Consider the following 11,943-nt stretch of genomic DNA (forward strand, 5'->3'; position numbering starts at 1 on the left):
TTTATAATATAAAAAGCTGTATCATATGATACAGCTTTTTTTTTCGTTTTTACATCAATATAAATTATCTTTGCAACACTTAATTTTAGATATGTCTTTAATAAAATCAATTTCAGGAATACGAGGAACAATAGGAGGTAAAGTAGCAGTCAATTTAACACCAATTGATACCGTAAAATTTGCCGCAGCCTATGGAATGTGGCTAAAAGAACAATCAAAAAACGAGCAATTAACTGTTATTGTTGGAAGAGATGCTCGCATTTCTGGTAAAATGGTAAGTAGTTTGGTTTGTAATACACTAGTTGGGTTAGGAATAAACGTAAATGACATTGGTTTGTCTACTACACCAACAGTTGAAGTTGCGGTTGCTTTAGATAAAGCTGATGGTGGAATAATTATAACAGCAAGTCATAATCCTAAACAATGGAATGCCTTAAAATTACTAAATAATAAAGGTGAATTTTTAAATGCTGTTGAAGGTGAAAAAGTGTTGAAAATTGCCGAAAATGACGCCTATATTTTTGCGGAAGTTGATGATTTAGGTAGATATAGAAAGAAACAAGGTTATATAAGTAAACATATTAAAGAAGTTTTAAAATTAAACTTGGTTGATATTGATGCTATTAAAAAGGCAAAATTTAAAGTAGTTGTTGATGCTGTAAACTCAACAGGAGGAATTGCGATACCAGAGTTACTTGAAAAGTTAGGAGTGGAATGTGTTCAGCTTTATTGTGAACCAAATGGTGAATTCCCACACAATCCAGAACCCTTAAAAGAACATTTAACTGATATTTCTGAATTGGTTGTGAAAGAAAAAGCCGATTTTGGAATTGTAGTGGATCCAGATGTTGATCGTTTGGCAATTGTTAATGAAGATGGTTCTATGTTTGGAGAAGAATATACTTTAGTTGCTTGTGCTGATTATGTATTAGGAAAAACCAAAGGAAATACAGTTTCTAATTTATCATCATCAAGAGCTTTAAGAGATATAACTGAAAAACATGGGGTAGAATACCAAGCAAGTGCAGTAGGTGAGGTAAATGTTGTTGAATTAATGAAAGCGACCAATGCAATAATTGGGGGAGAAGGAAATGGTGGTATTATCTATCCAGAATCTCATTATGGTAGAGATTCTTTGGTTGGTGTTGCGCTATTTTTATCGCATTTGGCAAAATTGAAAATATCTTGTAAAGAGTTAAGAGATAGCTATCCAAGTTATTTTATGAGTAAAAATAAAATTGAATTAACTCAAGAAATAGATGTTGATGCTATCTTAGTTTCTATGGCTTCAACATATAAAAATGAAGATGTTATTACTATAGATGGTGTTAAAATCAATTTTGAAACAGAATGGATTCATTTGAGAAAATCCAATACAGAACCAATAATTAGAATATATACAGAAAGTACTTCACAAAAAAAAGCTGATGATTTGGCTGTGCGATTTATAAATGAGATTAAAGAAATAATTTAACCTTATTGAGCTTTATCTTTATGTTTAAAGCGTTTATGGGTCCAAAAATAGAACTCAGGTTGTGCTTTAATTTGTTTTTGAACTTTTTCTAAAAAGATATCGGTTAGTTTATAGTCTGGATATTTAGTTGCATCATTTGTAATTAAACTAAAAGTAGTTTCATAATAACCTCGCTTTACTTTTTTAGTTTCAATATAAACCATATTCATATCATATTTTTTAGCCAACATTTCTGCACCCGTATGAATAGGAACTTTTACACCCAAAAATTCGCTCCAATAATAAGTCTTTTTTAATTGTGGTGATTGATCACTTAACAAACCATACATTGCTTGAATATTATTTTTCTTATTTTTTAGAATTTCAGAGATTACTTTAGAAGTTTCTACTAAATGCGTTCCAAATTTAGCTCTTGATTGTAATACTTTATTGTTAAAATAAGGATTGTTTATTTTTGTATAAGCAGCATAACCTTTATAATCTACAAAAGAATCTAAACTCATGATCCATTCCCAGTTTGCATAATGTGGTCCTGTTAAAATAATACTTTTCCCATCTTTAAAAAGTTCGGTAAAAAAGTCAATATTTGTAAATTTGTAACGCTTATAAACTTCCTCTTTTGAAACTGTAAATGATTTTACCATTTCAATAAAAACATCGACAAAATGGCTATAAAATTTTTTACTGATTTGGACAATTTCTTCATTTGATTTTTCAGGAAAAGATAATTTCAAATTATTTAAAACTACTTTTTTTCTGTATCCAATTACATAATAAATCAATAAATAAACGCAATCAGATATAAAATATAAGATACGAAATGGCAGTATTGATAATAACCAAATTAATGGGTAAACAAGAATATAGACTAATAGATTCATAATAATGAGTGCAAATATCGTATTTAATTTTTAGAATCTTTTTATTAGTTTATAAAGTTTGATTTTAATATCATCATTTTTTTATACATTCGTGAATTAGTAAAAAATCAATTTAAAATGAACATAGATAAAATACTCTTAATCTTAATTATTGCCAATGTAGGGTTTTCATTAAAGGGATTTAATGATCGACTATTTTTTGATAAATATAAGTTTCAAATAGGAGCAATAAATAGAGGAGAAAAAATAAGAATGTTAACATCTGCATTTTTACATGTAGATTATTTGCATTTAATTTTAAATATGTATGTATTGTACATATTTGCTCCAATAATTATTGTAAAGCTTGGTATAATTAAATTTCTGGTTTTATATTTTGGAAGTTTACTTGCGGGTAGTTTTTTAACCCAAAGTTACCATAATAAGGAATTATATTACAGTGCTGTTGGGGCTTCTGGAGCAGTTGCAGGAATTATTTATGGTTCTATATTATTAAATCCAAACATGAGTTTAATGATGTTCCCATTACCAATTCCTATTCCTGGGTATATATTTGGTATTGGTTATTTATTGTATTCAATGTATGGTATGAAAAAACAATTGGGTAATGTTGGTCACTCTGCGCATTTAGGTGGTGCAATTGGAGGATATGGATTAATGTTATTACTGTATCCTGATGTGTTTTCACAAAGCCTGTCAACAATTATAATATTAGGAGTTCCAATAGTTTTATTGTTGTTATTTGGAAAGCGTTTTATATAAAAAAAGGCCAAACTTACGTTTGGCCTTTTTCTTGAGCGAGAGACCGGGCTCGAACCGGCGACAGTCAGCTTGGAAGGCTGAAGCTCTACCAACTGAGCTACTCTCGCAATTTGGTGGGGCAAATATACAATCCTTTTTTACTTCTACAAACGTTTTTTAAATATTTTTATAATATTTTTAAGTAGTGAAAGCCTAACTTTTTATAGCCTTCATTTTCATAGAATTTATGAGACTTTATATTGTCTACATAAGTGTTTAATTCACTTGCTTCATAACCAATACTTTGTGCGTAATTATAGATCCATTTGAACAATTTTTTACCCAATCCTTTGTTCCTAAATTGATGATTTATAATTACATGATCAGGTTCTATAACTTTACCACAATAATGTCTTGTTAAAAACCATAGTCCGGAAATTCCAATTAAATTGTTATTATTATATATTCCAACGCATTTATAATGTTGAGTAGCCATTTCTAAAATCCTTTTTTTTAAAATTTCTTCATCGATAGAACTGTTTAATTCTTTTAAAAGTGGAAGAATTATTTCAATGTTTTCATTAGGAATTAATTTAATTTCAAAGTTTTCCATTTAAATAGTAAATTAGCAAAGGTTAGTTCAATATTATGAAAATTATTTTAGAAACCAAGCGATTGTATTTAAGAGAATTTATTCCTTTAGATGGTTATCATTTTTTTCATTTAAATAATGATCCTGAAGTTATTAAATTTACAGGAGACGAAGCATTTGAATCTTTAGACGAAGCATATGATTTCATTAAAAATTATTCAGAATATAAAAACAATGGCTTTGGTCGTTGGGCTGTTTGTTTAAAAGAAACTAAAGAGTTTTTAGGTTGGTGTGGATTAAAATTTGTAAAGGATAAAAATGAAACGGATTTGGGTTTTAGATTTTATAAAACTCATTGGGGTAACGGGTTTGCTACAGAGGCTGCTATAGCAAGCGTTAATTATGGATTTTCTAAATTAAAAATATCTGAAATAATTGGAAGAGCATCAATTGAAAATAAAGCATCTTTAAAAGTATTAAAAAAATGTAGTTTTAAATTTAAAGAACAATTTATTTATAATAATCAACCATCAGTTTTATATACTATTAAGAATGATAAATATTAAAACAATAACAACTGAGGAAACATATGATATTAGAAAAGAGGTCTTAAGAAAAAATATTCCTTTGCCTTTTGAATTTAACGGTGATTTGGATGAAGATACTTTTCATTTAGGTGCTTTTAAAAATAATAAGCTAATAGCTGTTTCTAGCTTTATGAAAGTTAAAAAAGAAAATTTTAAAGGTGAACAGTTCCAATTAAGGGGTATGGCTACTTTAGATAAATTTCAAGGTATTGGTGCGGGGAAATTAATGATGGAAAAAGCATTTTCAATTTTAAAAGAATTAAACATAGATTGTTTATGGTGTAACGCTCGTATAATTGCTGTTAATTTTTATGAAAAACAAGGTTTGGAAACAATTGGTGAGAAATTTGATATAGCTTTTATTGGTGAACATTATGTGATGTTTAAATATCTTAACTAATATGAAAAAAATAACAGTTATAAGTTTTTTATTAATGTTTCAAATCAATCTGTTTTCTCAAACTGTTTATAATTTAAATGCTTTAACAGGTAGAGGCGATTTAGAATTAATAGGAGATTCTTATAAGTTACAAAAAGAGGCGTTTGAAGCTTTTAATGCTATGAAAGATGCAGCTGCAGTTGAAGGAGTAACTATTGAAATAGTGTCTTCTTATCGAAGTTTTGAACATCAAAAAAGGATATGGAAAAGGAAGTATAAAATGTTTATTTCTAAAGGTTTATCCCCTAGATTAGCAATTGCTAAAATTATTGAATACTCTACAATTCCAGGAACCTCTCGACATCATTGGGGAACTGATATAGACATTATAGATGGATCTGTATCCAAACCAAAAAATATTTTAATTGAAGAAAACTATTTCGATAAGGGTGTGTATTCAAATCTGAAAAAATGGATGGATGAGAACTCTGAGAAATTTGGGTTTTATCTTGTTTATACAAATAATAGCAGTAGAAAAGGCTTTAAGTTTGAACCTTGGCATTACAGTTTTAAATTGTTATCAAAACCAATGTTAGTAGAATTTAAAAAAATTGATTTGGGTAATTTATATACTAAAATTGAATTAAAGGGCTATAAATTTTTAACTCAAGAATTTCTAGAGAAATATAATAAGGAAAATATTTTTGATATAAATCCTAATTTAGATAATTAACTTCTATTTATAATTATTCTAAAAATAATAGTAAATTTGATTTTTAAACAATTAACTATCAACAATAAAAACTAAATTAAGTTTTATTTAGTTGCCCCAATTTTAATTAATGAGACAAAATATTATTTTTATTGTAATTGTTTTTATTACTTTTTTAGGTAGCGCTCAAAACCAAGATAATACAATTAATTATTTAGATGAATTATATCCAAGCACGCAACTAGACTCTGCGCAAGTTTCAAAATTAATTAAAAAGGGAATTGAATATGATTCATTAAAAAAAATAGATTCGTCATATTCTATATTTAAAATGGCGCTTCAAATTTCGGAAAATATAAAATCTAAACACCATATTGCGGAATGCCTTTATAGAATTGGAATATATTTTGAATTAAAAAATAATTATTCAGAATCTATTAATTCTTTTGAGAAGGCGCTAGTTTTATATGAAAATTTAAAGGATTATGAAAGTGTAGCCTATATTCAAAATTTAATTGGCTATAATTATTTTTTTTTAAATAAAGAGGAAAAATCTATTGAGTTTTATTTTAAATCTTTGACACTTTATAAGAGTATTAATAACAAAGATGGTGTTGCTTTTAATCTTATAGATATAGGAAATTTATATTATGAACATGAAAATTATGAGTTTGCAAAAAGATATTTTGAAGAAGCCCTAAATATTTATTTGGAATTAGAGGATAAATCTGGTATTGCAGTTTGTTATACGAATATTGGAAATGTAACATCAGATGCAGGAAATAGTTTTGACGGAATTGAATATTTTTTTAGATCTATTGAAATTGAAGAGGAAATAGAAGATTTTGAAGGCATAGGTGTTAATTTTAATAATATTGGAGATTGTTATTTAAACGTTGAACAATTTGATAATGCAGAATTATATTTTAAGAAAGCATTAAAAATAGCGGATGAAATAGATGATGAAGAATTAAGGGCCATTGTTTATCTCAACCTTTCTGATTTAAATAATAAAGTTCATAATTACCGGGAAGCAATAAATTACGGTGAAAAAAGTCTTGAAATTTCAAAAAGGATTGGAATTATTGATTTTGAACTGGACAATTTGAAGAATATATCTTTTGCTTATGAAAATTTAGGTAATAAATCAAAAGCATTTGAAATCTTAAAACAGCATAAATTAATTAATGACAGTGTAATAAAGTCAGATAAAAGCAAGAAAATTCAATTGTTTAATGCACTTAACGAATTGGAAAAATCCAATTTTACTATTAAGGAATTATCAATTAAAAATGAATTATCTCAAGTAAAGCACGAGAATGAAAAGAAGATTATTTATGGGTTAATTATTGCAATGGCAATATTTGGATTTTTAATAATTATATTAATTCTTCAACAAGCTTCCAAAAAAAAGGCATACAATTTATTAGCGTTTAAAAATCATCAGATTAATAGAATGAATTATGAAATACAAGCTCAAAGAGATAATTTAAAACAGCTAAATAATACCAAAGACAAGTTTTTTTCAATAATTGCACATGATTTAAAAAATCCTTTTAACTCAATACGAGGATTTACAGAACTGTTAATTGAGAACATTAATAGTTATGATGACCAAAAGAGATTGAAATTTTTAAAAATTATTAAAGGTTCAACTGCAAATGCTTCCAATTTATTGAATAATCTTTTGATTTGGGCCAATTCTCAATCTGGCAATTTAAAATACGATCCAAAAAAGATTGAATTGGTAAAGTTAGTTTCAGACGTTGTTTCGTTGTTGGAAATTCAAGCAATTAACAAGGAAATTTCAATTTATAATAATGTAAACCATAATTTAAGTGTAATTGCCGATGAAAATATGCTAAATACGATTCTTAGAAATTTGATTTCGAACGCAATTAAATTTTCTAATCCAAAAGGGAGTATTCACATTATTTCAACATTTGATGAAGAATTTGTGGAAATTACAATTAAGGATAATGGAATTGGGATGTTAAAAGAGGTAGTTGATAATTTGTTTAATGTTGAATTCAAAAGTTCTCAAACAGGAACAGCAAATGAGCAAGGTTCTGGTTTAGGCTTAATTTTATGTAAAGATTTTGTTGAAAAGCATGGAGGTAAAATATGGGTTGAAAGTATTATAGATGAAGGAAGTGAATTTAAATTTACCATTCCAATTTCAAAATAAAAAGCATATAATACCTTCTTATTTTAATTTTTTTTGCTGTTTTTTCTGCATTACATTTTCAACTATTTCAAAAATTTGCATTTTTAGATACTTATATTTACTTATAAATTTATTAATCTCCAATGCTAAATTATCATGAGTTGCGGCATAATTTTTATTGCTAATAACACAGTCACTTTCAATTAAATCTGAAAGAACATTTTCATGTTCAAAAATTAAATCTTTAAGTGTAGTTCCAATATTTTTATCATTAAATATTTCTTTAGAGAATTCTTCAATTCTATCATGAAGACCAGAATCTAAATAATCAATATAATTTGTGCTGAGTAAATGTTCTAAAAATTTAATTTCATAATTAATAAATTCAATTTCAGAAAGCCATATTTTTGAATCATTATGGAGTTCTTCTATACTTTTAGTTCTACCACGCCAATCTTTTTTTAATTTTGTTTTCATTTTAAAGAAATTTAAGAGCTTATAAAATTTTAATTGCGTTTAATTATATAATAAAATTAGATTTTTGTAGAATGTAATAAAATGATGATAATCATATTACCACAATTATTTATATTATTAAGTATTTATCATTCCAATTACATATTCATATATTTTCTTTTTTAATTTTTTGTAGTCTTCTAAATACGCTAAAACTTCTTCAGCCATATCATCAAAAGAATTTAAATATTCATTATCATAACTAATTTTTTTTAATTTAATTTTATTTCTAAGTTGCTGATTGTGAGTATTTATTGTTTCATGAATTGTTGTTCTAATAGTATCTGATTGTTCTAAATCACGAACAAATAACTGAAGTTTTTCAAATAAATTTGGTATTGAAGATTTAAATGGAAATGTTATTAAAAGTCTTTTTAAGAAGGATATTTCAATTTTAATAAATTCAAAATCAGAGGTCCATAGATTGCAATTGTACACTAATTCATCCACACTCTTTTCTCTTGTAAAAACTTTATATTTTAATTGAGATTCCATTGGTTTATATTTTAATGTCTATCTAAGTTCTGCATAATTTTATAGTTGTAAAATGATTATTATCAAGTAAGTAAAAAATATTTTTTTTTGTGCTTTGTTTTTAAGCTCAATTATGAAGGTTTTATTTGCAATTAAAAAAATGTAATTGTCATTTCTTTTTAAAAAATAGCAATCAATAAAATAATAAGAAAAATTGAGGAATATCATTTTGTAAAATTATTACTAGTTATAGCTTTATGTAAATTAAATCTATGTTGTCATGAAAAATTTGATTGTTTTATTATTTTTAGTGCTAATGAATTCATTTTGTTTTGCCCAAATAATTAGTGATATTGATGAAGTTCATATGTTTAGTGAAGATTTAGCAGCGGTTAAAAAAGGCGATGATTGGGGATTTATTAATAAAAAAGGGGAGCTGGTAATTGATTTTAGAAGCGATTTAGCTTTAACTGAAAAGGGTAATAAAAAAGGTAAAACCAGTTCTAATTGGTATCCAGTTTTTAAAAATGGTAGATGTTTAGTTAGAAAAATAATAAATGAGATACCTTATTATGGTTATATAGATACAAGTGGAAAAATAATTATTCATCCTCAATATTTAAATGCCACAAATTTTGAAAATGGATTTGCCATAATTATTGCTCCATCAAAGGAAGTAATAGGTTTTAATGAAATTTTAAAAAAAGATATTATCTCTTCAAATATAGAAGAATTTGTAATTAATACATCTGGAGAGAAGGTTCGTTATTTAGAAAATCCAATTAATTATCATTCATCAAAAAGAAAATCAAAAACACCTCCCGTTTTTCATTCTAAATTTATTGGGGCAAATTTAGTTGCTGTTCAAAAAAATGATATGAAATGGGATATTTATGAATTTTAAAAACTTAAACTATGTCACTAAATTTTAATCAATTTGCATCTGAAGCTAATTCTTTTATGAAATTATACGCAAAAGAATTAAATCTTAAAGACGATAAAGACAAAGCAGGTCGAATTTTATCTTCAATTTTACACGGTTTACGTGAAATAATTTCAACGGAAGAATCCTTGCAATTAATTGCGCAGTTTCCAATGTTTTTAAAGGCTGTTTATGTTAATGGATGGACGGGACGCAAAAAAGTACGAGTTAAAAATATGGAAGAATTTTTAGACTTGGTAAGAGATTTTAATGGGGTTACTTCAATAAACGATTTAGATAATGATGATGTAGCGGAAAATTATGTAAATACCACATTTATTGTATTACGAAAATATATTTCTTTGGGAGAATTGGAAGATATTAGAACAGAATTACCTAAAGATTTAAAATCAATGATATATCAAAATATGATGTTTTAAAGCCTTTGACATGAATGCCATAGAAGAAAAATTTAAGGAAATTGAAATTAATTTGGATTCAGTGAATTTAAAAGGAAATTTAAGATTCCTTGAAAATAGTAAAGGAATTATTATTTTTTCTCATGGAAGCGGAAGTAGTAGATTGAGTATTAGAAATAACTATGTTGCAGGTTTGCTTTTAGACATGGGGTTTTCCAGTTTGCTTTTTGATTTACTAACAACCTCTGAAGATGTTGTTTATGAAAACAGGTTTGATATTCCATTGCTTTCCAAAAGGTTGTTAGAAGTCACAAAATGGGTAAGTAATAATAAAGAAACAAAGGATTTAAATATTGGATTTTTTGGAGCAAGTACAGGTGCGGCATCTGCATTAACTGCAGCTGCCAAGTTAGGTAAAAAGGTGAAAGCTGTAGTTTCAAGAGGAGGAAGGCCAGATTTAGCAATGGATGTACTTAATGAAATAAAGTCTCCTACATTATTAATTGTTGGAGGTTATGATAAAGCGGTAATAGAATTAAATAAGAAAGTTCAATCTCTTATGCCAGGTATTTGTGAGTTAAAAATAGTTCCCGGAGCTTCACATTTATTTCAAGAGCAAGGAAAATTAGAAGCGGTTGCAAAACTTTCGGGTGAATGGTTTGCAAAATATTTGAATTAAAAAAAATTAATGATGTTTTTAAATAGGGAAGAAGCAGGTAATTTACTTGCGGACAAATTAATAAATTACAGTAATAATAAAGATGCTGTAATTGTTGCTATTCCAAGAGGTGGAGTTCCGGTTGGAGCTGTTATTGCTAAAAAATTAAATCTCCCGTTAGAAATTGTACTTTCTAAAAAAATAGGCCACCCATTTAATAGAGAATATGCTATTGGGGCAGTTACTCTAAAAAGTAGGATTTTGAGCGATTCTGTTCCTGGTATTTCAAAACGTTATATCGAGGAGGAAACCGCTAAAATTAGAAAAATTTTAGAACAACGTTATCAAACTTATTATGGCAAGCAAACACCTTTAAATTTAAAAAATAAAGATGTTATTATTATAGATGATGGAGTTGCAACCGGTAATACATTAATTTCAAGTGTGCAATTAATTGAATTACAACAGCCTTCATCTATTATAGTAGCTTTACCTGTTGCTCCACCAAATGCACTGAAAAAAATCAAAAAATTAGATGCTGTATCAATAACAATATGTTTATCTACACCACTAAATTTTCAAGCAGTTGGTCAATTTTATGAAGATTTTAATCAAGTAAATGATCAAGAAGTAATAAAACTGTTGAAAGAAACGAACAATAATTTAATTCTTAAATAAACGAATATTTAAGAGTAAGGTTTCATTTCTTTTTTTCGTTTTTCCAATTGTTTTTCTAAATCACGAATAGTTTCATCTGCAGCTTCTTGAAAACTTTCTTCATTTGAAAATGCAAAAATTTTAGAACCAATATGGCTCAATTCAATTTTACAAATTTTACCTTTCCCTTTTGGATCTTTTTCAAGTTTAAAAAACACATCTGCATTTATAATCCAGTCATATTTTTTACCAAGTTTGTTTAATTTTTTTGTTACAAATGCCTCCATAAACTCACTGGTATCCATTTTTTCAAATTGAACATTAATTTTCATAAGTTTAATTGTTTTAGATATTATATTAAATAGAAACAGGGAAGCAATACTTCCCTGTTTCCTTTCGAAGAATTTAATTTTACCATTTAATTCAATTGATTTTGAATATATTCTATTCTCAAAATTAACCCAAAATCACATCTTAAAACCATATTTTTAAATTCTTCAATTAGTTTACATTACCCAATATTGTAAACCTTTTTCTATTTCATGTCAACAGTTTAATTAAAAAGAACAGGAGGCGTTAACCTCCTGTCATAAAGAGATTGAATTTTTTAATTTTCAAACAATTTTTATATTATTTCATTTCTAAAATAATAGTCAAAATCTACTCATTAAAAAAATTGAAACTCTTCATTATCTTTTTAGAAACAGGAAGCCGAAACTTCCTGTTTCCTTAGTAAAGTTTTTAAGTTTGCATTTAACTTTCAA

General features: G+C 26.7%; 15 protein-coding genes and 1 tRNA gene. 10 read left to right on the forward strand and 6 right to left on the reverse strand.

The features are described from left to right. The first annotated feature begins 91 nt into the window (after positions 1 to 91). Positions 92 to 1,474: a phosphoglucosamine mutase gene (gene glmM, locus CHB63_RS01720; RefSeq protein WP_089376706.1), complete on the forward strand. Its 1,383-nt coding sequence runs from the start codon at positions 92 to 94 to the stop codon at positions 1,472 to 1,474. Between the two features lie 2 nt (positions 1,475 to 1,476). On the opposite strand, the gene CHB63_RS01725 is transcribed toward glmM, so the two are convergent. Continuing rightward, positions 1,477 to 2,355, reverse strand: a complete 879-nt coding sequence (locus tag CHB63_RS01725) for a lysophospholipid acyltransferase family protein (RefSeq protein WP_089376707.1) — start codon at positions 2,353 to 2,355, stop codon at positions 1,477 to 1,479. Positions 2,356 to 2,472: 117 nt separating this feature from the next. Between CHB63_RS01725 and CHB63_RS01730 the strand changes: the two genes are divergently transcribed. Beyond that, complete coding sequence (locus CHB63_RS01730) at positions 2,473 to 3,117, forward strand: rhomboid family intramembrane serine protease (RefSeq protein WP_089376708.1); 645 nt, start codon at positions 2,473 to 2,475, stop codon at positions 3,115 to 3,117. 34 nt (positions 3,118 to 3,151) lie between these two features. Here the strand turns inward: CHB63_RS01730 and CHB63_RS01735 are convergent. Continuing rightward, positions 3,152 to 3,224 (reverse strand) — tRNA-Gly (locus CHB63_RS01735). Between the two features lie 59 nt (positions 3,225 to 3,283). Continuing rightward, a complete protein-coding gene (locus tag CHB63_RS01740; protein WP_089376709.1) occupies positions 3,284 to 3,709 on the reverse strand; it encodes a GNAT family N-acetyltransferase in 426 nt (141 codons plus the stop codon). 35 nt (positions 3,710 to 3,744) lie between these two features. Between CHB63_RS01740 and CHB63_RS01745 the strand changes: the two genes are divergently transcribed. The 4 genes from CHB63_RS01745 (at position 3,745) to CHB63_RS01760 (ending at position 7,554) form a co-directional block, all read left to right on the forward strand. Further along, positions 3,745 to 4,254: a GNAT family N-acetyltransferase gene (locus tag CHB63_RS01745; protein ID WP_089376710.1), complete on the forward strand. Its 510-nt coding sequence runs from the start codon at positions 3,745 to 3,747 to the stop codon at positions 4,252 to 4,254. Continuing rightward, entirely contained in the window at positions 4,241 to 4,675 is a 435-nt protein-coding gene (locus CHB63_RS01750) for a GNAT family N-acetyltransferase (protein WP_089376711.1), read from the forward strand. The genes CHB63_RS01745 and CHB63_RS01750 overlap by 14 nt, the downstream gene beginning before the upstream one ends. Position 4,676: 1 nt before the next feature. Next, positions 4,677 to 5,387 carry a M15 family metallopeptidase gene (locus CHB63_RS01755; protein WP_089376712.1) on the forward strand — a complete coding sequence of 237 codons (711 nt, stop codon included), beginning with the start codon at positions 4,677 to 4,679 and terminating at the stop codon, positions 5,385 to 5,387. A gap of 109 nt (positions 5,388 to 5,496) precedes the next feature. Next, positions 5,497 to 7,554, forward strand: a complete 2,058-nt coding sequence (locus CHB63_RS01760; RefSeq protein ID WP_089376713.1) for a tetratricopeptide repeat-containing sensor histidine kinase — start codon at positions 5,497 to 5,499, stop codon at positions 7,552 to 7,554. Positions 7,555 to 7,572: 18 nt separating this feature from the next. On the opposite strand, the gene CHB63_RS01765 is transcribed toward CHB63_RS01760, so the two are convergent. Next, on the reverse strand, positions 7,573 to 8,010 hold the full coding sequence (locus tag CHB63_RS01765; protein ID WP_089376714.1) for a hypothetical protein: 438 nt from the start codon (positions 8,008 to 8,010) through the stop codon (positions 7,573 to 7,575). Positions 8,011 to 8,127: 117 nt separating this feature from the next. Next, complete coding sequence (locus CHB63_RS01770; RefSeq protein WP_089376715.1) at positions 8,128 to 8,544, reverse strand: hypothetical protein; 417 nt, start codon at positions 8,542 to 8,544, stop codon at positions 8,128 to 8,130. Positions 8,545 to 8,803: 259 nt separating this feature from the next. On the opposite strand from CHB63_RS01770, the gene CHB63_RS01775 reads away from it, so the two are divergent. The 4 genes from CHB63_RS01775 to CHB63_RS01790 are packed head-to-tail and all read left to right on the forward strand — an operon-like array spanning position 8,804 to position 11,200. After that, a complete protein-coding gene (locus tag CHB63_RS01775; RefSeq protein ID WP_089376716.1) occupies positions 8,804 to 9,427 on the forward strand; it encodes a WG repeat-containing protein in 624 nt (207 codons plus the stop codon). A gap of 11 nt (positions 9,428 to 9,438) precedes the next feature. Beyond that, the gene (locus CHB63_RS01780; protein ID WP_089376717.1) at positions 9,439 to 9,885 is read left to right on the forward strand and encodes a DUF2267 domain-containing protein; all 447 of its coding nucleotides are present in this window, start codon (positions 9,439 to 9,441) and stop codon (positions 9,883 to 9,885) included. 10 nt (positions 9,886 to 9,895) lie between these two features. Continuing rightward, positions 9,896 to 10,543, forward strand: a complete 648-nt coding sequence (locus CHB63_RS01785; protein ID WP_089376718.1) for a dienelactone hydrolase family protein — start codon at positions 9,896 to 9,898, stop codon at positions 10,541 to 10,543. Positions 10,544 to 10,552: 9 nt separating this feature from the next. Then, on the forward strand, positions 10,553 to 11,200 hold the full coding sequence (locus CHB63_RS01790) for a phosphoribosyltransferase (RefSeq protein WP_089376719.1): 648 nt from the start codon (positions 10,553 to 10,555) through the stop codon (positions 11,198 to 11,200). An 8-nt stretch (positions 11,201 to 11,208) separates the two neighbouring features. Here the strand turns inward: CHB63_RS01790 and hpf are convergent, their stop codons facing one another. Continuing rightward, complete coding sequence (gene hpf, locus CHB63_RS01795) at positions 11,209 to 11,511, reverse strand: ribosome hibernation-promoting factor, HPF/YfiA family (protein ID WP_089376720.1); 303 nt, start codon at positions 11,509 to 11,511, stop codon at positions 11,209 to 11,211. Positions 11,512 to 11,943: the final 432 nt, after the last annotated feature.

Source organism: Lutibacter flavus, assembly GCF_900188355.1.
Classification (GTDB): domain Bacteria; phylum Bacteroidota; class Bacteroidia; order Flavobacteriales; family Flavobacteriaceae; genus Lutibacter; species Lutibacter flavus.